Source organism: Herbaspirillum rubrisubalbicans (genome assembly GCF_003719195.1).
GTDB lineage: Bacteria > Pseudomonadota > Gammaproteobacteria > Burkholderiales > Burkholderiaceae_D > Herbaspirillum > Herbaspirillum rubrisubalbicans.
The window spans coordinates 1859715-1881918 of record NZ_CP024996.1 but is presented as its reverse complement, the minus strand read 5'-3'; the positions used below and the strand labels follow the sequence as shown (position 1 = coordinate 1881918).

Annotated in this window: 21 protein-coding genes; 4 read left to right on the top strand and 17 right to left on the bottom strand. The window is 62.2% G+C overall.

The genetic code is table 11. The annotated features are described in order from the left end of the window. Window positions 1-124: 124 nt before the first annotated feature. Complete coding sequence (locus RC54_RS08355; RefSeq protein ID WP_061789369.1) at window positions 125-1018, top strand: LysR family transcriptional regulator; 894 nt, start codon at window positions 125-127, stop codon at window positions 1016-1018. Window positions 1019-1099: 81 nt separating this feature from the next. Here RC54_RS08355 and RC54_RS08350 read toward each other — a convergent pair whose 3' ends face one another. The 6 genes from RC54_RS08350 to RC54_RS08325 all read right to left on the bottom strand — a co-directional run bounded on the left by RC54_RS08350 (window position 1100) and on the right by RC54_RS08325 (window position 7541). Beyond that, window positions 1100-2233, bottom strand: a complete 1134-nt coding sequence (locus tag RC54_RS08350) for an ABC transporter ATP-binding protein (RefSeq protein ID WP_058894972.1) — start codon at window positions 2231-2233, stop codon at window positions 1100-1102. Next, a complete protein-coding gene (locus RC54_RS08345) occupies window positions 2230-2880 on the bottom strand; it encodes an ABC transporter permease (RefSeq protein WP_058894971.1) in 651 nt (216 codons plus the stop codon). Before RC54_RS08345 ends, RC54_RS08350 begins: the two co-directional genes overlap by 4 nt. Before the next feature lie 10 nt (window positions 2881-2890). After that, window positions 2891-3805 (bottom strand): glycine betaine ABC transporter substrate-binding protein, encoded by a 915-nt coding sequence (locus RC54_RS08340; RefSeq protein WP_061789370.1) that lies wholly within the window; start codon window positions 3803-3805, stop codon window positions 2891-2893. 72 nt (window positions 3806-3877) lie between these two features. After that, on the bottom strand, window positions 3878-4591 hold the full coding sequence (locus tag RC54_RS08335) for an ABC transporter permease (RefSeq protein WP_061789371.1): 714 nt from the start codon (window positions 4589-4591) through the stop codon (window positions 3878-3880). 856 nt (window positions 4592-5447) lie between these two features. Then, window positions 5448-6149, bottom strand: coding sequence for a DUF4197 domain-containing protein (locus RC54_RS08330; RefSeq protein WP_058894968.1), 702 nt, complete (start codon window positions 6147-6149; stop codon window positions 5448-5450). Window positions 6150-6206: 57 nt separating this feature from the next. Beyond that, the gene (locus RC54_RS08325) at window positions 6207-7541 is read right to left on the bottom strand and encodes an MFS transporter (protein ID WP_081584526.1); all 1335 of its coding nucleotides are present in this window, start codon (window positions 7539-7541) and stop codon (window positions 6207-6209) included. Between the two features lie 323 nt (window positions 7542-7864). Here RC54_RS08325 and RC54_RS08320 point away from each other — a divergent pair, with 323 nt between their 5' ends. After that, the gene (locus RC54_RS08320) at window positions 7865-8263 is read left to right on the top strand and encodes an NINE protein (protein ID WP_061789372.1); all 399 of its coding nucleotides are present in this window, start codon (window positions 7865-7867) and stop codon (window positions 8261-8263) included. A gap of 20 nt (window positions 8264-8283) precedes the next feature. On the opposite strand, the gene RC54_RS08315 is transcribed toward RC54_RS08320, so the two are convergent. The 8 genes from RC54_RS08315 to RC54_RS08280 form a co-directional block, all read right to left on the bottom strand. Next, the gene (locus tag RC54_RS08315; protein WP_017450605.1) at window positions 8284-8457 is read right to left on the bottom strand and encodes a DUF1289 domain-containing protein; all 174 of its coding nucleotides are present in this window, start codon (window positions 8455-8457) and stop codon (window positions 8284-8286) included. A 277-nt stretch (window positions 8458-8734) separates the two neighbouring features. Continuing rightward, window positions 8735-10084, bottom strand: coding sequence for a polyamine export protein PaeA (paeA, locus tag RC54_RS08310; protein ID WP_174526086.1), 1350 nt, complete (start codon window positions 10082-10084; stop codon window positions 8735-8737). 155 nt (window positions 10085-10239) lie between these two features. Further along, complete coding sequence (locus tag RC54_RS08305) at window positions 10240-11757, bottom strand: sulfite reductase subunit alpha (protein ID WP_061789373.1); 1518 nt, start codon at window positions 11755-11757, stop codon at window positions 10240-10242. After that, window positions 11754-12761: an FAD:protein FMN transferase gene (locus RC54_RS08300; protein WP_061789374.1), complete on the bottom strand. Its 1008-nt coding sequence runs from the start codon at window positions 12759-12761 to the stop codon at window positions 11754-11756. Before RC54_RS08300 ends, RC54_RS08305 begins: the two co-directional genes overlap by 4 nt. 65 nt (window positions 12762-12826) lie before the next feature. Next, window positions 12827-13657 (bottom strand): DUF4198 domain-containing protein, encoded by an 831-nt coding sequence (locus RC54_RS08295; RefSeq protein ID WP_061789375.1) that lies wholly within the window; start codon window positions 13655-13657, stop codon window positions 12827-12829. Window positions 13658-13701: 44 nt separating this feature from the next. Then, window positions 13702-14247: a DUF2271 domain-containing protein gene (locus tag RC54_RS08290; protein ID WP_017450600.1), complete on the bottom strand. Its 546-nt coding sequence runs from the start codon at window positions 14245-14247 to the stop codon at window positions 13702-13704. 78 nt (window positions 14248-14325) lie between these two features. Next, complete coding sequence (locus RC54_RS08285) at window positions 14326-14961, bottom strand: PepSY-associated TM helix domain-containing protein (protein ID WP_058897520.1); 636 nt, start codon at window positions 14959-14961, stop codon at window positions 14326-14328. Between the two features lie 243 nt (window positions 14962-15204). Then, window positions 15205-15876, bottom strand: coding sequence for a glutathione S-transferase (locus RC54_RS08280; RefSeq protein WP_058894964.1), 672 nt, complete (start codon window positions 15874-15876; stop codon window positions 15205-15207). A 59-nt stretch (window positions 15877-15935) separates the two neighbouring features. On the opposite strand from RC54_RS08280, the gene RC54_RS08275 reads away from it, so the two are divergent. Next, window positions 15936-17378 carry an aminotransferase-like domain-containing protein gene (locus RC54_RS08275; RefSeq protein WP_058894963.1) on the top strand — a complete coding sequence of 481 codons (1443 nt, stop codon included), beginning with the start codon at window positions 15936-15938 and terminating at the stop codon, window positions 17376-17378. Window positions 17379-17417: 39 nt separating this feature from the next. Here RC54_RS08275 and RC54_RS08270 read toward each other — a convergent pair whose 3' ends face one another. The 3 genes from RC54_RS08270 to RC54_RS08260 all read right to left on the bottom strand — a co-directional run bounded on the left by RC54_RS08270 (window position 17418) and on the right by RC54_RS08260 (window position 20722). After that, a complete protein-coding gene (locus RC54_RS08270) occupies window positions 17418-17702 on the bottom strand; it encodes a helix-turn-helix domain-containing protein (protein WP_231739043.1) in 285 nt (94 codons plus the stop codon). Window positions 17703-17713: 11 nt separating this feature from the next. Continuing rightward, window positions 17714-20041 carry an FdhF/YdeP family oxidoreductase gene (locus RC54_RS08265; RefSeq protein WP_061789376.1) on the bottom strand — a complete coding sequence of 776 codons (2328 nt, stop codon included), beginning with the start codon at window positions 20039-20041 and terminating at the stop codon, window positions 17714-17716. A 192-nt stretch (window positions 20042-20233) separates the two neighbouring features. After that, complete coding sequence (locus RC54_RS08260) at window positions 20234-20722, bottom strand: Lrp/AsnC ligand binding domain-containing protein (protein WP_026051927.1); 489 nt, start codon at window positions 20720-20722, stop codon at window positions 20234-20236. Between the two features lie 152 nt (window positions 20723-20874). Here RC54_RS08260 and RC54_RS08255 point away from each other — a divergent pair, with 152 nt between their 5' ends. After that, the gene (locus RC54_RS08255) at window positions 20875-22176 is read left to right on the top strand and encodes a D-amino acid dehydrogenase (RefSeq protein WP_061789377.1); all 1302 of its coding nucleotides are present in this window, start codon (window positions 20875-20877) and stop codon (window positions 22174-22176) included. Window positions 22177-22204: the final 28 nt, after the last annotated feature.

Sequence of the window (22204 nt, the reverse complement as noted above, 5' to 3'; positions counted from 1 at the left end):
GTATCAAAAATGCTGTCAAAAGCATTCTATCGGGACAATGCAACTGAAAATATATCGATTTCTTGAGGTTTACATTGATATTTATCGATGTAAGAATCCACTTTCCACTCACTGCTCACCGACCATGCTCAACAATGTCTTCGATCTGGACCTGCGCCTGATCCGCGTCTTCCTGGCCGTGGTCGATTCACACGGGGTTTCGGCGGCGCAGGCCCGGCTCAATGTCGGTCAGTCCACCATCAGCACGCAACTGAACACGCTGGAAATGCGCCTGGGATTTCGTCTGTGCGAGCGCGGCCGGGCCGGTTTCAAATTGACCGCCAAGGGCGAGAAGTTCGCCGACTCTGCGCGGCGCATGATGGACGCCCTCACCGAATTCGGCATGGAAGCCCGCAACCTGGACAAGCGCCTGGTCGGCAAGCTCTCCATCGGTCTGATGGGCCATACGCCGGCGCAACACAATGCGCGGCTGGCGCAGGTGATCCGCGTCTTTCGCCAGCGCGATGAAGCGGTGCGCATCGAACTGCTGGTGCGCACGCCCGGCGAGCTGGAAGAGATGCTCCTGAACGGTAGCATCCAGATCGCCATCGGTTACTTCTGGCGCCATGTCAGCGCGCTGCAATACGCGCCGCTGCTGCAGGAACGCCAGGTGGCCTATTGCGCCCCACCCCATCCACTGTTCGAGCAGCCCGGCGAGATCGAACCGGAACAGGCCGCGCAATATGCCTGGGCCTGGCGCGACTATCCGGTGCCGCCGGAACACCTGCCCCTGCAACCGCGCAACATCATGGCCGTGACCGGCAATATGGAAGCGATGTCCCTGCTCATCCTCTCGGGCCAGCATCTGGGCTACCTGCCCGAAGAGATGGGCCGCGACTACGAGGCGCGCGGGCAGATGCGGGCGTTGAACCGGGAGCGGCTATCCTACGAGGTTGGCATCAGCGTGGTGACCAACCGTCAGAGCGTCAAGGAACCTATCGTGGCGGCCTTCCTCGACGACCTCCAGCAGATGCAATGAACAAGGGCAATGCGGGCGCCTGGCCCGGCATTGCCCTCTTTCCCTTTTCCTTCACCTCGGGAAGATCGCCATCTGGCGCGATCAAGCCGCCATCGCCATCCCGCGCGACTTGCCAGAGCTCAGATAACTGGCAATGGAATCTTGCGTCACTTCACCCAGATAGCTGCCATCATTGGCGATGACCGGCATCCAGCTGGTGCTGTGCTTGTACATCTTGGAGAGCACCACGCGCAGGTTTTCGTCCGGTGCGGCGTTCATGGTGAAGGGCCGCACCTTGTCTTCGGCCACGCCGCTATTGCCGCGCACGTCACGGCGGGTGAGATAGCCCAGCGCACGATTGTCGGCATCGATGATGGTCAGATAGCGCGCATCCTGGTCATCCATCAGCGCCAGGGCCTGGTCGCAGGAGACATCGGGCTGGGCCGTGGCCGGGGTGGTGGCGGCCTCGCCGGCACGCACCAGCAGCAGGCGCTTCAAGGTGTGATCCTGGCCGACGAAGGCGCTGACGAAATCATCCTTGGGGCGTGCCAGCAAGGTATCGGGATTGTCGAACTGCACCAGCTTGCCGGCGCGGAACACGGCCACCTTGTCGCCCAGCTTGATGGCTTCGTCGATGTCGTGGCTGACCATGATGACAGTCTTGTTCAACTGGCGCTGCATCTGGAAGAACTCGTTCTGGATCGATTCGCGATTGATCGGATCGACCGCGCCAAAGGGTTCGTCCATCAGCAGCACCGGCGCATCGGCTGCCAGTGCGCGGATGACGCCGATACGCTGCTGCTGGCCGCCGGACAACTCGCGCGGATAGCGCTTCAGGAATTTCTTCGGGTCCAGCGCCACCATGGCCATCAACTCGGTGGCGCGTTCCTGGCAGCGCTTCTTGTCCCAGCCCAACAGGCGCGGGACGATGGTGATGTTCTCTTCGATGGTCATGTTGGGGAACAGACCGATCTGCTGGATCACGTAGCCGATGTGGCGGCGCAGTTCCACTTCGTCGATGCCGGAGGTGTCCTGGCCATTCAAGAGCACGCGGCCGGAAGTCGGGTTGATCAAGCGATTGATCATCTTCAGGGTGGTGGTCTTGCCGCATCCCGAAGGGCCGAGGAAGACGCAGATCTCGCCTTCGGCCACCTTCAGGCTCACGGCATCCACCGCCTTGACCTGGGTGCCATCCTTTTGGGTGTAGGTCTTGCTCAGTTGGTCCAATTCGATCATTTTTGTACTCCTTTCGGTGTCAGGATTTTTTGCAGACGTTGCAGCAAGGTGTCCGCGATGATGGCCAGCACGCTGATCATCACCGCGCCCACCACGAGTTTTTGCATGTTGCTCTGGCTGATGGCGTGCAGGATCAGCACGCCCAGCCCACCGGCGCCGATGACGGCGGCAATGGCCATCACACCGATGTTCATCACCACCGCCGTGCGCACGCCACCCAGGATCACGGGCACCGCCAGCGGCAGGTCCACCATGCGCAGGCGCTGCCAGAAGGTCATGCCGATACCGATGCCGGCTTCCTTGATGCCGGCTTCGATATTCTCCAGCGCCAGGTAGGTGTTGCGCATGATGGGCAACAGCGAATACAGGAACACGGCGGTGATGGCCGGCAAGGGCCCGATGCCGGCGCCGAAGTGTGAGAACACCGGGATCATCAGGCCAAACAGCGCGATGGAAGGCAGCGTGAGCACAATGGTCGCCAAGCCCATCAAGGGACCGGCCAACCAGCGCACGCGCACGATCAGGATGCCCAGAGGGACGCCGATGACAATGGCCAGGCTGACCGCGATGCCCACCAGCTCAAGATGCTGCAGGGTCAGCTCGAGTATGTTGCGCCAGTCTGATTGCAGGTATTGGAAGATGTTCATGGTCCCCTCCTCAGATCAGGCCGGCTTGCTTGAGGAAATCGGCGGCCACCTTGGCCACCGGTTCCTGATCAATATCGACGCGCTTGTTCAGCTCGGTCATGGTGGCCGTATCGATCTTGGCCGCCAGTTCGTTCAATTGTTCAGCCAGCTTGGGGTTCTTCTCCAGGATCTCCTGGCGCACCACTGGGGTGGCCTTGTAGGCGGCAAAGTACCCCTTGTCGTCATCCAGCAATTGCAGATCAAAACCCTTGATGCGCCCATCGGAGGCGTAGGTCAGGCCGACGAACAATTGCTCATTCTTCAGGGCCGTGTAGACCAGGCCCGGATCCATCTGCTTGACCTCGCTGCGGTCCAGCTTGAAACCATACAAGGCCTGCATGGGACCGAGACCGTCAGGGCGCGAGGCGAACTCGTAATCCACGCCCATGAGGTGCGGCTTGCCACCCTCCTTCTCATCTTCGTTGATGCGATTGGCCAGGTCTTGCAGGGAACGGATGTGGTATTTCTCGGCCAATTCGCGCGGCATGGCGAAGGCATAGGTGTTGTTCAGTTCGGACTGGTTGAGCCAGGTCAGGCCGCGGGGGGCATCGAGATCCTTGACCTTCTGGTAGATCTGGTCGGGATCGAGCTTGTCTTCGATGTGGTTGTAGACGATCAGGGCGGTGCCGGTGTAGTCCCAGACGATATCGAGCTGGCCGCTTTCCAGGGCCGAGCGCATCAGGGTGGTCCCAAGGCCGTTCTTCAGTTCGGTGTCATAGCCCTTGGCGCGCAGGTATTGCGCGGTCATGTCCGAAAGCAGCAATTGCTCGGTGAAGTTCTTGCCGCCGATGACCAGGCTCTGCGCCTGAGCGCGGGCCGTGCCGAATATGGCCAGGCCCAGCGCCAGGGCGCACAGGGCATATTTTGTGATGGTCTTCTTTGTCATGCTTTCCTCTCTACCGCTGTGCCCGATGCTGCGGCGTGCGGTCGTTCTTGTGATGGCAATGGAAGTACGGGCTCAGGTGCGCAAGCCGCGGCGGGCCAGGTAACAGCCCGAGAGCGTCGTCACCAGAGCATCCAGCACCAGCGCCAGCAAGGCGGTGGCGGCGGCACCCAGCAATAGCTGGCCATGATTGTTCAGGTAGATGCCGGGGAAGATCAGGCCGCCCAGGCTCTCACCGCCGATCAGCATCGACAGCGGCGCGGTACCGACATTGATCGCCAGCGCCGTGCGCACGCCACCGACGATGATGGGCAGCGCATTGGGCAACTCCACCCGCAACAGGATCTGGTGCGGCTTCATGCCGATGCCGCGGGCGGCTTCCTTCATGGCAGCCGGCACGTTCCTCAAACCCTCGTAGGTATTGCGCACGATGGGCAGCAGCGAGGCCAGCCACAGCGCCAGGATGGTGGGGCCATTGCCGATGCCGAAGCAGGCCAGCGCTAGCGCCAGCACGGCGATGGAAGGGATGGTATTGCCGATGTTGAAGATCTGGATGAATCTTTCTGCACTGCCCTGCGCTGCCGGACGCGACAGCGCAATGCCGGCGGGGATGCCGGTGGCCAGGGCCAGCACCATGGAACTGAAGACCAGTTCCAGATGCTTGCCGGTGTAGTAGACCAGGTCACCGCGATACTTCTGGATGACATCCGGGCCTATCCACCAGACCAGGCCTGCAAGGACCAGCGCAAAACCGAACGCGCCGGCGAAGACGTGACGAACACGTGTCATGTTACCCCCTGTTGGTATAGCCGAGGCGACATGACGCCGCGACGACGGGTTAAAGGGCCTGCTCACACTCAATCTGCGAGATGCGTTGCTCCCAGGAGGCGTGGTGGCAAGGCGCGCGGCAAGGCTGGTGGTGGCGCCACCAGCCTTGCCGTGCAACGCCGCCAGCGCGCCTCCTGGGAGCAACCCTCCGGGAGAGGCCGGCAAGCGTCGCCTGCCGTTGTTGCAGCTCCTTGCCGTAGCACCACTACGGCGCGTCGCCGCGCCTAGGCAGACAACGCTTGCCGACCTCTCGCACTCGCAGATTGAGTGTGAGCAGGCCCTATGATCAAGTTTTAGGGGTTCGCTTGCCCGCTGGGCGTATCGTTTGGATGCGAACCGAAAGCTGCAAAGGCAGCGATGAAACCGAAGCGATACCGCCAGCTTCGGCATGATGCATACCGGACAGGGATGGGAACGGGTCACCGTGGAGAACGGGAGAGCATTCGCGCTGCCAGCCGGAAATTTGGACAATCCGCACTCTGCGGATCGGACACTGCTAAAGGGTCGTTGTTGAACAAGTAATGTCGCGAAGACAAACGATAGTTTAAAGCAATCGCTTAATGCTGTCCAGCAATGAAACAATGTAAATCGATAACTTACTGATCTGAAGCACTTTTAAAAGTTCCCAACGGCAGTCAATATGCTGCCAAAAGTGGTCATCGTGAAAACCGCCAGCCCGGCGCTATCCCTTGCCCCATGGGGGCTGCAGCCGAGCTTGATGGTTAAGCAACATGGGCAAAAAAAAATCGCCGGCCCCTTGTTCAAGAGCCGGCGAAATTTTTTCGAGAGGGGCTGCGCCCCTATCGTTCATGCACGATCAGCGCAGTGCACCGAACACCTTGCCAATGATGGCGCTACCGGACCCGACGGGATCCTTGCGGATGGCTTTTTCTTCTTCGCCGATCATCAGGAACAGGCCATCCAGGGCGCGCTGGGTGACATAGCCTTCCACCGTGCTCTGCTCGGCGCTGACCAGCCCGGACTTGGCAACCTGGCCCATGACGGCGTTGTAGCGGCTGGAAAGACCGTTCTTGTCGGTGATCTGCTTGACGATGGGCAGGAACTTGACGGCCAGTTCCCCCGAGGTCTTCTGGCGGAAGAAATCGGTGACCGAGGTATCGCCACCGCTCAGGATGTTCTTGGCATCGGCCACCGACATCGATTTGACCGCATTGACCAGCAACGGCTTGGCCAGCGGTACGGCGGCCTCGGCGGCGTGGTTCATGTCGGCCACCAGGCCATCGACCTGGCCGCCCATGCCGGTCATGCGCAGGATCGGCATGGCCTGCTCCAAGGCGCCGGGCAACTGGATCTTCACCTTGTCATTGGCAAGGAAGCCATTGGGCCGGCCCAGATTGGCCACCGCCGTACTGGCGCCCTTCTCCAGCGCGGCTTTCAGGCCAGCGGTGGCATCCTGGTTGCTGAGATCAGAAAGGGAAAAAGCGAAAGCGCCGCAGCAGGCCAGCAAGAGGCTGGTCGCCAGGATGCGGCGCATTGTGGAAACAGTAGGAAGGGACATGCGTGACTCCAGGGTTCAGGATGCCGGAATGATAACAGCCCGGCTCTGCCCTGGCGCTCATTTACCGCGTGAAAGCTCCAGCCCGGCGTTGTGCGGCAGCTTGCCGCTGATGGGCACCGAGGCCACCGAGAACAGGCCGATGACCAGGAAGGCCGGCCAGAAGTCGGCTTCGACGATATCGGTATGGCCTTGCAGGTGGTTCGACAATTGCAGCACGATGCCGGCCACCGTCACGCCCAGGCCCAGCGAGAGTTGCTGGATCACGCTGGCCAGGCTGGTGACACGGCCGGCGTCGCGGTTGTCGATGTCGGCATAGGCAATCGAATTGAGGCAAGTGAATTGCAAGGCCGGGAACACGCCCCCCATCAAGACGATGGCGAAGATCAGCAGGTAAGGCGTATGCAGACTGAAGATGCCATAGGCCGCCAGCGCGATGCCGGCAAACACGGCATTGACCATCAGCACGGTGCGGAAACCATAACGACGCAGCACGCGGCTGGCCAGCAAGCGGATGAAGAGCGAGCCGAAGGCCGAGGCACAGGTGATGCTGCCGGCCTGGAAGGCGGTCATGCCCAAGCCCTCTTGCAGCGCCAGCGGCAGCAGGAAGGGTACCGCGCCCAGGCCGATGCGAAACAGCGAGCCGCCCACCACGCTGGCGTGCAGGGTGGGAATACGCAAGAGCCGGAAGTCCAGCAGCGGATAAGGGATCTGGGTCGAGTGGCGGTAGTACATCACCAGCGCGATGGCGCCAATGGAACACATGGCCACCGGGGTAGCGCCATCGACCAAGGGGCTACCGAAGAGCGACAAGCCCAGCATGATCATGGACGCGCCTACCGAGGTCAGTACAAAACCCTTCACATCCAGCGGCGCCGGAGCGTCTTCCTTGAAATTCTCGATGAAGCGATGGGCCAGGTACAGGCCGAGGAAACAGAACGGGATATTGAGCAGGAACACCAGGCGCCAGTGGTAATAGGTCGTGATGAAGCCGCCCAGCAGCGGCCCCACCACCGGCCCCAGCAGCGCCGGCAGGGTCAGGTAGCTGACCGCCTTGACCAGCTCGGACTTGTCCACCGAACGCGCGATGATGACCCGCCCCACCGGCACCATCATGGCGCCGCCAATGCCCTGCAGGAAGCGCGCGGCCACGAAGGTCACCAGCGAACCCGCAGCGGCGCACAGAATGGAGCCGGTCATGAAGACGATCATGGCCGCACTGAAGACCTTGCGCGCGCCCAGCTTGTCGGCCATCCAGCCCGAGATCGGGATGAACACGCCCAGCGCCGCAACATAGGCGGTCATGGCCAGTTTGAGGGTGATCGGGTCCTGGTGGAGGTCACGCGCAAGCGCGGGAAGCGAGGTGGCCAGCACGGTGGCGTCCATGTTTTCCATGAACAGCGCACAGCCGACAATAAGCGGAATGAGCAGCGAAGGTCGCACGATTGGCAACAGGGGGACAATGACATTGAGGGAGGTTCTTATGCCTCCAGAAGAGCGTCAGTTTAACGCAGTTGGGCTTTTCTTGCGGGCAAGGCGTCGGATTGCTGCAACGATATGAAGCCTTTGGTAGAAAGATGGTCGCCGGTCTACCAGTCTGTTCACCTTGCAAAATGGGCACTTTGCGGATGAGCCCATGTCACAATGCAGCGCGACGACTAGTGCGAAATAATCTTCATATCAACGTATTACCTGCCTCACCCTCACCTGGAGCCTGGATGAACAACGACACACACAGCAAAACCCTGGGCTATCTGCTCTGGATCTTCGGATTCCTGGGCGCGCACCGCTTCTATTACGGCAAGCCGGTCACTGGCACGATCTGGTTTTTCACGCTGGGCCTGTGCGGCATCGGCTGGATCATCGACCTGTTCCTGATCCCGTCCATGGACCGCGAGGCCGACCGCCGCTTCGTGGCCTGCGAGATCAATTATTCGGTGGCCTGGCTGCTGCTGACCTTCCTGGGCGTCTTCGGGGTGCACCGCATGTACATCGGCAAGTGGATCTCGGGCATCGTCTACCTGTTCACGGGCGGCTTCTTCCTGCTGGGCGTGCTCTACGATTTCTGGACGCTCAATGCCCAGGTGTCCGAACGCAACCACGGCGCCCGCAGCTGATCGGCAGCGCCTACTTCTTCCTACTTCTTCAATGCCTTCATGCGCCTTGCAGCCAGCTCCACGGTGTGGAGCTGCTGCTTGCGCTTCATCGATTTCCAGTCCTTGATTTCCTCCAGGGTACGGCCGCAGCCGGTACAGATGTCGTGCTTGAGCTTGCACAGCGATACACAAGGGCTCTTGACGTCTTTTCCCAATTCCCGTTCCTGCCTGATTGTTCGCAAACCCTGACTGTACTGCAATGCCGCCCGCGCCGCTGGCTACGGCTGTGGCCGAAACGAAAAAGGCCCGCATCCTTGCGGATGCGGGCCAGCCCACGACTACCTCTGCTACAGTTACTACTTGCGTTACAGCAGCCACCTGCTATCCCCGAGTACCAGTCTTTCAAGCAGGCGACCAGGAGAAGTATCCAGATTTAAGCGGTCCATGGGCATAGGAAAACTCTGAAAAGATGCCTGATTTTTTGATTCGCCATCATTCCGTTTTGCCAGACTGACTACCCTGCTCGGATTTTTCGGATTTTTCCGACTTGTCCTGCTTGAATCGAGTCACCAGCAACTGATTGATGCGATTGCCCTCGATATCCACCACCTCGAACTTGAAGTCCGAGAACAGCACGAAGTCGGTCTTCTTGGGAATCTTGCGCAGCATGTACATGATGAAACCGGAGAGGGTCTCGTAACCCACCGGATTGGGATACTCCTCGATCTCCAGCTCGCTCATCACATCGTTCAAGGGCGTGAGGCCATCCATGAGCCAGGAATTGGCATCGCGCTTGACGATCTGTTGCTCTTCCTCGGTGATGGCCAGCAGGTTGCCCATCAACACGCCGGTGACATCGGTGATGCTGATGATGCCCACCACCAGCGCATATTCATTGACCACGATGGCCAGGTCTTCATCCATGGCCTTCATGCGCTCCAGCACTTCCCACAGGTTCAGGCTGTCAGGAATGGACAACGGCGGATGCACCAGCCCCTTGTCGGCCAGAGAGAATTGTTCACCCTTGAGTAAGCGTTTGAGAACATCCTTGCTGTCGATATAGCCCAGCACCGCGTCGATGTGACCATCGCAGACCAGGAAGCGCGAATGCGGATGGTCGATGATCTTCAGGCGTATCGTTTCTTCACTATCGGTGAGCAGGAAGTACACGATGCTGTCACGCGGGGTCATGGCCGAGGGCACGTAGCGGCTTTCCAGCTCGAACACGTTTTCGATCAGGTGATGTTCCTGGGTGAGCAGCACCCCGGCCTGGGCGCCGGCATCGACCATGGCGTGGATCTCGCTGGGCGTGATCACGTCCTGGCGCACCTGGGGCAGGCCGAACAGCGTGAAGATCCACTTGGACAGACTATTAAAGAACCATACCAGGGGCTTGAAGAGCGTCTCCAGCAACAGCATGGGCTTGACCAGCACCACGGCAGCGCGCTCGGGCGCGGCCATGGCCAGGCGCTTGGGCATGAGGTCGGCAAAGAGGATGAAGAAGGCCGTCACCACCAGGAAGGACATGGCGAAGCTGGCGTTTTCCAGCAGCGGCCCGGTGTAGAAGGTGCTGATGATCTCGCGCATATGCGGCGTCAGGGCCGGCTCGCCCACCACGCCGCCGAGGATGGCCACGGCGTTCAGTCCGATCTGTACCACCGTGAAGAAATTGCCAGGCTGGGCTTGCAGGGACAGCACCCGGTCGGCGTTGGCTTCCCCTTCCTTGGACATCATCTCCAGCCGGATCTTGCGGGAAGCGGCGATGGAAATCTCGGCACAGGAAAGAAAGGCGCTGACCACGACCAGGAGCAGGATCAGCAGCAGACTGGTGAATATGCTCATGTTGTTCATGTTGTTCTTATCTCATTGATTTGACGTGACATTCTCTCGCGCAACGGGGAGAAAAAGCAAACGCGGCGAATTGGCCGCAAATTGCCTCAACTTCGGCAAACTCGCCAAGATCATCCAAATCCGTCAGAGACCAACACAGACAACACTCAATACACGTCGCGCCGGTACCTCCCCTGCTCGGCCAGCGCATTCAGGCAGGCTTCGCCCAGGATGTCCTGCAAGGCCTGGGCCACCCCGGCCGCCATGCCTTGCAGGCTGCCGCAGACATAGACACTGGCGCCCAGCTCCACCCAGCGCCGCAGTTCATCGGCGGCTTCGCGCAGCTTGTCCTGTACGTAGAGGCGCTGTTGCTGGTCGCGCGAGAATGCCAGGTCCAGCCGCAGCAAGTAGCCCTGCTCCTGCCAGGCTTGCAGCTCCTGGCGATGGAAGAAGTCATGCTGGCGCGAACGCTCGCCAAAGACCAGCCAGTTGCGCCGCTGCCCGGCCGCCACCCGCTGGCGCAGATGGGCGCGCAAACCGGCCAGGCCGGTACCATTGCCGATCAGGATCAGCGGGCGATCATCGGTGGGGCCGTGGAAGGCGCCATTGCTGCGCACGCGCAGGGCGATCTCCTGGCCCGGCTGGGCGTGCAACCCCAGCCAACCGGAGCCGAGCCCGGCGCGACCATCAGGCTGGCGCATCAGGCGCACCATCAATTCCAGCGCACCATCGGCTGGCAGCGAGGCAATCGAATAGGCGCGATGCGGCAACGGCTTCAAGCGCGCCAGTACATCACTGGCCGGCAAGCCGCGCAACTGCGCCAGGGTATCGGCCTGCTGCGGCAGCAGGCGGGTCGCCAGGGCGGCGCGCAGCGCAGCGTCGCTCTGGCCGATGGCGAGCAGGAAGGCCTCGACCGCCTGCGTACTATTGTGCGGGCCGATCTCGGCGATATCACCGGCCTGCCAGTGGGGGGCCGGCAAATCCAGTGGCGTGAGATGCAGATGAAACACCGGGCCGCCCTGGCTGCCGGGATTGAGCAGTTGGCGCCGGGCCAGACGCCAGCGGGCATAGGCCGGCGCGCTCCAGTCGGCCTCATCGCGGTGGCCGTTGAGCACGCCCAGTTGGTGCTGCCAGTGGCGCAGCGCCCCTGCGTCGCCATTGTCGACTTCGATGGCATCGAACAAGGGCTGGGCGTGGCGCCGGCACAGCCAGGCCTGCAAGGCATGACCGAAGGCACAGTATTGCTGATAGCTGCGATCGCCCAGCGCCAGCACGCCAAAGCGCAACGCGCTCAGGGCCGCGCCATCGTTCTGGCCCATGCGCTGCGCCAGGGCCGCCGCGTGATCGGGCGCATCGCCCTCGCCGGTGGTGCTGACCACGAACAGGGCCAGGCGCGCCACCAGCAGATCGGCCTCGCGCAACTGGCCCAACGGCAGCACGCGCACCGCCATGCCACCTGCGCGCAAACTCTGCGCAGTCTGCCGGGCCAGTCGCTCGGCTGTACCGGTCTGGCTGGCAAAAGCGACCAGTACAGTCTCCTCGGCTGCCTGCGTGGTATTCCCCCACTCCGCTTGCTGGCGCTGCTGTGCACGGCGGTACTTGAGTGCGGTCATGACGCACAACACCAGGTAGCTCAGCGCCACCAGCGCCGCCAGCAGGTAACGGGTCTGCATCTCGCCGCTCATGACAGCATGGCCGCAAACGCCGGCGTCATGGTCTCCTGATAGCCCTGCCCCTGGCGGCGGATGAACAGTGCGGCGATACCGCGCTGCTGCGCGAAGCTCATGCCGTCTTCCTCGCCCAGTACAGTCAACACCGTGGCCAAGGCATCGGCCACCATGCATTGCCGGTGCAGTACCGTGACAGAAGCCAGGACATTGCGCACAGGTGTACCGGTACGGGGATCGATGGTGTGGGCATAACGCTGGCCTGCGTGATCCACATAACGACGATAGTCGCCCGAGGTGGCAATGGCCAGGTCATGCAGCGCCACCACCATGCCCGGCCCGGCATCCTGGGGCGGGCGCTCCAGCGCCACCCAGTAGGGTTGGCCATCGGCCTTCACGCCGCAGCCGGACAATTCGCCGCCGACCTCGACCAGCCAGCTCACGCAACCACAGGCGCGCAAGGCCTGGGCGATCAGATCCACCGCATAGCCCTTGGCGATGCCGGAAAAATCCAGGTGTACACCACCGGCCTGCTGCACCCTTCGCCCCGTGCGGTCCAGCACGATGCGCTGCCAGCCGCAACGCAGGCGCGCTGCCTGCAGCGACCGCGGATCGGGCAGATGCGGCAGCCGCCGCTGATCGCTGCCGGGGCCGAATCCCCACAGATCGACCAGCGGCCCGACCGTGGGATCGAACGCTCCATCGCTATCGACAGCCATGGTCAGCGCCGCATCGAGTACGGTGAAGAAAGCCTCGGGCAAGGCGTGCCAACTACCGGCCGGGGCGCGGTTGAAGCGACTGATGTGCGAGTCCGGCTGCCAAGTGCTCATTTCTTCGATGACTCGTTGCAACTGCGCATCGATGGCCGATGCGATGGTGTGGGCAGCGACCTCGCGCGGCGCCAGCGCCTGCACGCTCCAGGTGGTACCCATGGTGTGGCCGGCAAAGCGCTGGGCCAGCACGCCCGATGGCAGCAGGGGCGGGGCTTGCAGCTCGACGGGGATCAATACGCGGTGGGACATCGTCGGTATCCGAAATAAAAACGGCGCCTGCAATGCAGGCGCCAGCAAGGTCCAACAAGGAACGATCAGGGCAGCACTTCAACCGTGGCGATATAGCTCGCACGACGCTGGGTCGCCTGCGGCAGCGTGGTCTTCTGGTCGGCCACGCTGGCTTCCAGCCAGTACATGCCAGGGCCGGTCCACTTCACGCTGAACTTGCCATCGGCATCGGTCTTGAGCTTGGTGTCGAGCAGCTTGTCGCGATAGCGGATGCCACCCGGCACCAGTTCCACTTCCACGTCCGCCGCCGGCTTGCCATCGAGCAGCAACTGGAAGCTGGCGGTGTCACCTGCCACCAGGTCGTTGGGATGGGTGATCGGCTGCAATTCCAGTCCGGTGCCGGTAATGGCCAGTGCCGAGCGGCTCGGCTTGCCGGCGGTGACGAAGGTTTCCACGCGGCTGTTCATCTGGGTCACCTTCAGCTCGGTGGCATTGGCCGGGATTTCCTTGGCCAGATTGTCGGCATTGCCGCGCCAGCGTTTTTGCTGCCCATCCAGCTTGTAGCTGGCAAAGACAGCGTTGTTGACTACCGCGATCTTGTAGGTGCCGCTCTGGTTCAGTTGCACATCGAAGGTGCTGCGGTATTTGCCGGTGGCGGCATTGACGGCAGGCACCGGCTTGCCTTCAGGGCCGGTCACCACCAGGCCATCCAGGCGCAGCGGGAAATGCTCGAAATAGAACAGGTCATTGGACACCGCCGCATCCACCGTGACCCAGGCATCATTGCCGGACAGGACGGTGGCCGACGGCAGCAGCCATTGGCGGTGAGCGTGGGCCGACAACGGCAGGGTCATGGCCAGGGCCAGTGCGGCGATCTTCATGGAGCGGCCGGCGAACAGCTTGAGGGAAAACGACATGGCAGGTTCCTTTTTCTCGTGTGTCTTGTTTTGATGGTCTTGTTTTAGGGTTTCAATTCCAGCGCGACGGCCCCGAGTTCGCTATTGCCTTGGGCCTTGGCGCTCTGGGGCGACTTGGGCGGCCACTGGAACGGCAGCTTCACCAGCTCCCGCCCGCCGACTTCGCGTGCCGCCTCCACCATCAGCACGTAGTCGCCCGGCGCCAGGTTGGCGATGGCGCCCTTGGTCGAACCAAAGTTGAGTTTTTGTTCACCTGGCGCACGGGTGGCACCGCTGACGCCATCGATGGGCATCTGCTGCTCACGCCCGCTGCGACGCCACCACTGGCGCATATCCTTGAGCCACTTCTCGCCTTCCTTGTCCTTTTTCTTCATGTCGTACCAGACCGCCAGGTTGGCGGCCACGCTCTGGTCGGCGCGCTCGATCCAGGCCGCCAGGTAGGGACGGTGGTATTCGGCCACGTTCAGGGTCGGGATCTCGATCTTCAGGTTCATCTCCGCTGCGCCGGCTGGTGCGGCCGAGGCGAACAGCGCCGCCGCAGCCAGGGCCAAGGCGGTCGGTTTGAACAATGCAGTAGTGCTACGCTTCATGGGACCTCTCGCTAAGAAAGACAGGATGACTGGCTGCAAGCCGCAGGGGCTTGTCTGGCTGACGGAAACGATGGAGTTCTAGTGAATCAGCAGCAGCGCCAGCAACAGCGGCGCCACCAGCCCCAGCCCCACCATGGGCCAGGTGGCCGGGCGCTTGCCGGCGTGCATCTGCAGCAGGAACAGGCCGGTCAAACAAAACACCAAGCAAGCCACGGCGAAGACATCGATGAACCAGCTCCAGGCCACACCGGTATTGCGGCCCTTGTGCAGGTCATTGAAATAGGAAATCCAGCCGCGGTCGGTCTTTTCATATTCGACCTGCCCGTCCTGCAACGCCACCCGCAGCCAGGCATCGCCGCCCGGACGCGGCAGCGCCACGTAGACTTCATCGGTGGACCACTCGGCGCTGTGCTGGCCTACGGTTACCGACAGCTCACGGCTGATCCAGTCGCGCACACCCTGGGGCAGCGCTGCCTTGCTCCCCCCCTTGGCGTCGGCCGCCTCGGCCTGCTGGCGCAGCGGTGCCAGCAATGCAAGCGGCAGCGTCGCATTGCGATGCATGACCTGCGGCTTGGCCTCGATCTGGGCGGCATGGTTGAGCGTGAGGCCAGTGGCGGCGAAGGCCAGCATGGCTATCAGGCAGATGGCCGAACTGATCCAGTGCCACTGGTGCAGGTGCTTGAGCCAGAAGGCGCGACGTTTCTGGTCCGGCATGACAGGGCCGGCACTGGCGACGGATTGCTTCATGAGACCGCAGGAGGGATAAGGGCAAGCAGCAAGACTGAGAACTGCGCCCAACTCAAATAATAATAATTCTCAATTATATCCAGACTCGTCCACACCTCGCCAGTGGCATCGCGCTCTTTTACTTAGCGATACACAAGGATACAAAAACGGCATCCGACCTCACGCCGTGCGCCGTGAGGGGGATGCCGTTGCTGCCGACAGGGGCAGGAATCAGCGCAGCAGCTCGTAAGGGCCGCCCTTTTCCAGCGCGCGCTGGTAAGCCGGGCGCGCATGGATGGCTTCCAGGAACTTGAGCAGGTTGGGATAGCGGCCATCGAGCCCACCCCGCGCCCGCAAGCCCTCCACCGGGAAACTCATCTGGATATCGGCGCCGCTGATGGCCTTGCCGGCAAACCAGCCCTCCTTGCCCAGTTCTGCCTCCATGTAGCGCAATTGCCGCTCCAGCTGCGGCGCTACCAGGCGAGTGCGCATCCCCTCGGCCAGCATCCTGGCGATCGGACGGATCAGCGTCGGCACGGCCTTGGGCATCTTGCTGAAGATCAGGCCCAGCAACAACCAGGGCATGGCCGAGCCTTCGGCGAAGTGCAGCCAGTAACGGTAGCGCAGGCGCTCCGGCGTGCCGGGCGCGGGCAGCAGGCCGCTGTTGGCGCCATAGCGCTCCAGCAGGTACTCGACGATATTGCCCGACTCGGCCACCGTCAGCTCGCCATCGGTGATGACCGGCGACTTGCCCAGCGGATGCACCTTGAGCAGCTCGGGCGGCGCCAGCATGGTCTTGGGGTCGCGCTGGTAGAACTTGATCTGGTACTCCAGGCCCAGTTCTTCCAGCAGCCACAACACGCGTTGGGAACGGGAGTTGTTCAGGTGATGCACGGTGATCATGGCGCGCTCCTTGTAAAATGCGAAGCGCTTACTCTAACATCCACCCACATTCCCGCCCCATGGCCGTCACGCCTCTGTATAAACAATTTGCCGACCAGCTCGCGGCCTCCATCCGCGACGGCGTGCTGCGCCCGGGCGAACGCATCGCCTCGGTGCGCATCGCCAGCCAGCAGCACAAGGTCAGCGTAACCACCGTGGTGCGCGCCTACGAATTGCTGGAAAGCCGCGGCATCATCGAGAGCCAGCCGCAATCGGGCTACTTTGTACGCCAGCAGGCCGAAACCATTGCCCGCCCGACTGCCAGCCCCCCCGTGCAGGCCGACCACCCGGCCTGGCAGCAATCCACCGAAGTCGATGTCAGCCGCTTGGTGCTGGCTACGCTCAAGACCATCCAGCAGGACGGCACGGTGCCGCTGGGTTCGCCCTACCCCAACCCGGCACTGTTCCCTTCGCACCGGCTGGCCCAGTATGCCGGCCGCATCGCCCGTCATGCCAGCCAATCCAGCGTGTTCGACGACCTGCCTCCCGGCCATCCCGAACTGCTGCGCCAGATCGCCCGCCGCTACCTGGAAAACGGTCTGAAGGTCGATCCCGCTGAAATCGTGGTCACCGTAGGCGCCACCGAAGCCATCAATCTCTGCCTGCAAGCAGTGGCCCGTCCCGGTGACACCATTGCGGTGGAGACTCCGACCTTCTACGCCATGCTGCACGCCATCGAGCGTCTGGGGATGCGGGCCCTGGAAATCCCCACCGATCCGCGCCGCGGCATCGATGTCGCAGCGTTGGAAGAACGCCTGCAGACGCAAGCGGTGGCGGCCTGCATGGTCATGCCCAACTTCCAGAATCCGCTGGGTTTCCAGATGCCCGACAGCGAAAAGGAAAGACTGGTGCGCCTGGCCGCACAGCACCAGATGCCGATCATCGAAAACGCCGTCTACAGCGAGCTGTACTACGGCAATGCCCATCCTTCTTCACTGAAGAACTACGACCGCGATGGCCTGGTGCTGCACTGTTCGTCCTTCTCCAAGAGCCTGACCTCGGCCCACCGCATCGGCTGGGCCATGCCGGGCCGCTATCGGGCGCAGGTGGAAAAGCTCAAGTTCTTGAATACCCTGGCCACGCCCACCGCGCCGCAACGCGCCATCGCCGAATACCTGACCCAGGGCGGCTACGAGCGCCACCTGCGCCGGGTGCGCCGCGCCTTCGCCCAGCAGCGCGACATGATGCGCCACTTCGTGCTGCGCTTCTTCCCGGCCGGCACGCAGGTCTCCGAGCCGGAAGGCGGTTATGTCTTGTGGGTGGAATTGCCGCCGCAGGTGGATGCGATGGAACTATATCGCCGCAGCCTGGCGCTGGGCATCACGGTGGCGCCGGGGCGCATCTTTGCGGCGACCAACCGGTATAGCCATTTCATCCGGCTCAACTACAGCTATACCTGGTCCAAAGAGACCGAGCAGGCCTTGAAGCTGGTGGGGAAACTGGTGGAAGAACTAGCCGGGTAAACTATCGGCACGCCTCATCGGGCAGGCCGATAGCCGCATTTACTGAGGCGACACCAACAGACTCACGCTGCCAGTCCCATCCTCATTCATCTCGACCTTCACCACACCAGCCTCTTCCAGCGCCGACAAAAACCGCCGCAAAGTACTCATGCGCAATTGGGTCCGCTTTGACAAGCGCGCCAGCGACAGCGCTGCGCCCTCCTTCTCTTGGGCATCAGCCTGCAGAGTTTCCACGATCAGCAGCACCTCGGGCGGCACGCCCATCTGCTGGGCGCGGGCCTGCAAATCTGCATCCGACTGGGCGGACATCTCGATCACACTCATGTCCGCCTCCATCACGCCGCCGAACGCTGCACCGCAGAGCGCGACAGCAGCACCGGAATGGATTTGGAGGTCGGCGTACGCGCCTTGTCGGCAAAACTTTCCAGCGGCACCAGCGGATTGGTCTCGGGATAGTAACTACCGATACAACCGCGCGGAATTTCATATTCCACCAACAGGAATCCCTCGGCACGACGCTCCACACCGTCATCCCAGACGCTGGTGATGTCGACCCATTCACCATCCTTCAACCCCAGCATCTGCAGGTCCTGCGGATGGATGAAGACCACCCGGCGCTGGCCGAACACGCCGCGATACCGGTCGTCCATGCCATAGATGGTGGTGTTGTACTGGTCGTGCGAACGGGTGGTCATCAGGGTCAAGAGCTTCTCGCCATGGATCGCGCGGGCGCGATGGATGGGCGTGTCCTTGGGGATCTCGTGGACGATGAAGTTGGCCTTGCCACTGCCGGTCTTCCAGACCCGGTCACGCGAGGCCACCCCGAGGTGGAAGCCACCCGGATTGGCGATGCGCTCGTTATAACCCTTGAAGGCATCGTAGACCTTCTCGATGGCGTCGCGGATGCGCGAGTAATCTTCGGCGTACCACAGCCAGTCGATCTTCGGACCATTGTTGCGCGACTTCATGGTGGCCTCGGCCAGATGCGCCACGATGGCCGTCTCCGACATCAGGTGCTCGGAGGCCGGCTTGTTGATGCCATAGGAGACGTGCACCATGCTCATCGAATCTTCCACCGTCACGCCTTGCGGACCGGACTTCTGGACATCGATCTCGGTGCGGCCCATGGTCGGCAGGATCAGCGCATCCTTGCCATGCACCAGGTGGCTGCGGTTGAGCTTGGTGGTGATATGCACGGTCAGGTTGCAGGAACGCAGCGCATCGAAGGTGCGCGGGGTGTCGGGCGTAGCCATGGCGAAGTTGCCGCCCAGGCCGATGAAGACCTTGGTGCGGCCTTCCAGCATGGCCATGACCGAACCCACGGTGTCGTTGCCGTGGTGACGCGGGGCCTTGAAGCCGAACACCTGCTCCAGGCGATCGAGGAAGGCCGGGGTCGGTTTTTCATCGATGCCTACGGTGCGGTCGCCCTGCACGTTGGAGTGCCCGCGCACCGGGCACAGGCCCGCACCCTGGCGGCCGATGTTCCCGCGCAGCATCATCATGTTCGACAGCAGCTGGATGGTCGCCACCGCGTACTTGTGCTGGGTCAGGCCCATGCCCCAGGTAGCGATGACGGCTTTGCCCTTGACGTAGACCTGGGCCAGCTTTTCGATATCCTCACGCGAGACGCCGGATTCTTCGACGATGTCCTCCCAGCTTTCAGCACGTGCCTGCGCGGCAAATTCCTCGAAGCCGGCCGTGTGTTGCTCGATGAACGCCACATCGATCACCCGCTCGGTGCCAGCGGCCTGGGCGACATCATCCAGTTCGATGGTGCGCTTGATGACGCCCTTGATCAGCGCCAGGTCTCCCCCCAGCTTGGGATGGATGAACATGGAACTGATGCGGGTGCTGCCCATGGTCAGCATCTCGACCTTGCTCTGCGGATCGGCAAAGCGTTCCAGGCCGCGTTCCTTGAGCGGATTGATGGCGACGATGGTGGCGCCGCGCTTGGAGGCATGACGCAGCTCGCCCATCATGCGCGGGTGATTGGTGGCCGGGTTCTGGCCGAACAGCAGCAGAGTATCGCAATGATCGAAGTCTTCCAGCAGCACCGTGCCCTTGCCGATGCCGACCGTGCCCGGCAAACCGACGCTGGTGGGCTCGTGGCACATGTTGGAGCAATCCGGGAAATTGTTGGTGCCGTACTGACGCACGAACAACTGGAACAGGAAGGCCGCTTCGTTGCTGGCGCGCCCGGAGACGTAGAAGTCGGCCATGTCCGGGTCGGGCAAGGCGTTGAGGTGCTTGGCCATCAACTCGAAGGCAGCAGACCATTCGATCTTCCGGTACTTGTCGGTGGCGGCGTCGTAGACCATGGGATGGGTCAGGCGGCCGTGTTCTTCCAGTTCGTAATCCGATTGCTGCATCAGCTCGGTGACGGTGTGCTTCTCGAAGAACTCGGGCGTGACGCGCTTCTTGGTGGCCTCGGCAGCGACTGCCTTGACGCCGTTTTCGCAGAATTCGAAGGTGGAGGTATGTTCGCGGTCCGGCCATGCGCAACCGGGGCAATCGAAGCCGTCAGGCTGGTTCTGCGACAACAGGGTGCGCAGCCCCTTGCCATCGGCCACGTGTTCCTTGACCAGGTTCAGCGCCACGTACTTGAGTGCGCCCCAGCCGCCTGCGGGTTGATTGTATTGCTCGATTCTTGGTTTGGAGGGCATGATGTGTCGGGATGGAGTGGAGTCCAGTGTAGGGAAAGTCTAGGTCACCCCGGCGCCCACCGGAATGCACAGGAACCCCCATCGGATTCAAGCACAGTGCGCTTCAAGCAACGCGCGCAAATGCGTCCACCACCGCCCCGCCTTTATCTGCCCTCCCCTTGCGCTGGATCACCCGATCTCACTCGAGCTCACTCAATCGTCCAGCGGCAGCGCCAGGGTTTCCTTGATTTCTTCCATCACCACGTAGCTCTTGGACTGCGCCGCCCCCGGCAGTTGCAGCAGGATGTCGCCCAACAGCTTGCGGTACTCAGCCATGCCGCGGATGCGCGCCTTGATGAGGTAATCGAAGTCGCCCGACACCAGGTGACACTCCTGTACCTCGGGGATGCGCAACACCTCGCGCCGGAACTGCTCGAACATGTTGCCCGATTTGTGGTTCAGCGTGATTTCCACGAACACCAGCAGCGTGGCCCCCAATGACTCTGGATTGACGCGCGCGTAATAGCCGCTGATGACGCCATCGCGCTCCATGCGCCTGACCCGTTCGATGCAGGGCGTCACTGACAAACCGACCTGCTCGCCCAGCTCCTTCATGGAGATGCGACCGTCCTTTTGCAGCACCGCCAGGATACGGTGATCGAGCTTGTCGAGGGTGCGGATGGATTGTTGCTGGGTTCTCATGAATTTTTCCCGTTTCAGCACGAATTTCATGAAATCTTCATGAAATTACAGATAAATACACGAACAAACACTAGTTATTCACTCATATCATAGCTGAATCTTCTAATCCACACGCCTTTTGCAGCGGCATCATTTTGAAACGGGGAATCAGTATGCGCGTCGTCATTCTTGGAAGCGGTGTCATCGGGGTCACCAGCGCCTGGTATCTGGCCAGGGCCGGCCACGACGTGACCGTGCTGGACCGCCAGCCTGGCCCGGCGCTGGAAACCTCGTTTGGCAACGCCGGCCAGATCTCCCCCGGCTATGCCTCGCCCTGGGCGGCCCCCGGCATCCCCCTGAAGGCGATCAAATGGATGTTCCAGGAACACGCCCCGCTGGCCATTCGCCCGGACGGCACCCTGAACCAATTGCGCTGGATGTGGCAGATGCTGCGCAACTGCAATGCCGACAGCTATGCCATCAACAAGGAACGCATGGTGCGCCTGGCCGAATACAGCCGCGACTGTCTGCGCGAGCTGCGCGCCGATGTCGGCATCCCCTATGAAGGCCGCGAACAAGGCACCCTGCAACTGTTCCGCAGCCAGGAACAACTGGACGGTGCGGCCAAGGACATCGCCGTGCTCAAGGAGGCCGGCGTGCCCTTCGAACTGCTCACCCCCGAACAACTGGGCGGTGCCGAACCGGCGCTGGAGAAGGTGCGCGGCAAGCTGACCGGCGGCCTGCGCCTGCCCAATGATGAAACCGGCGACTGCCAGCTCTTCACCACCCGCCTGGCCAAGATGGCCGAGCAACTGGGCGTGAAGTTCCGTTACGACGTTGCCATCGACGCCCTCACCATGGCCGGTGGCAAGATCGCCGGCGTGGTCTGCGGCAAGGAGTTGGTACAAGCCGACAGCTACGTGGTGGCCCTGGGCTCCTACTCGCCGCAGATGCTGCGCGACGTGCCGGGCCTGCCGGCCATCCCGGTCTACCCGCTCAAGGGTTACTCGATCACCGTGCCGATCACCGACGCGACCGCCGCGCCGGTCTCGACCATCCTCGACGAAACCTACAAGATCGCCGTGACCCGCTTCGACGACCGTATCCGCGTGGGCGGCATGGCCGAGATCGTGGGCTACGACACCGCCCTCAAGGCCAAGCGCCGCGCCACCCTGGAAATGGTGGTCAACGATCTGTTCCCGGGTGCTGGCGACACCACGCAAGCCAGCTTCTGGACCGGCCTGCGCCCGATGACCCCGGACGGCACCCCGGTGGTGGGCGCCACCCCGGTCTCCAACCTCTTCATCAATACCGGCCACGGCACGCTGGGCTGGACCATGTCCTGCGGCTCGGGCCAATTGCTGGCCGACCTGATCTCGGGCCGCCGCCCGGCCATCGCCCACGAAGACCTGTCGGTGGCGCGCTACATGCAATCGGGCGCGGGCGTCCAGACACCGCGTCTGGCAGGCGCCTGATGAGACCGGATCGGATGATCGTCGTCGT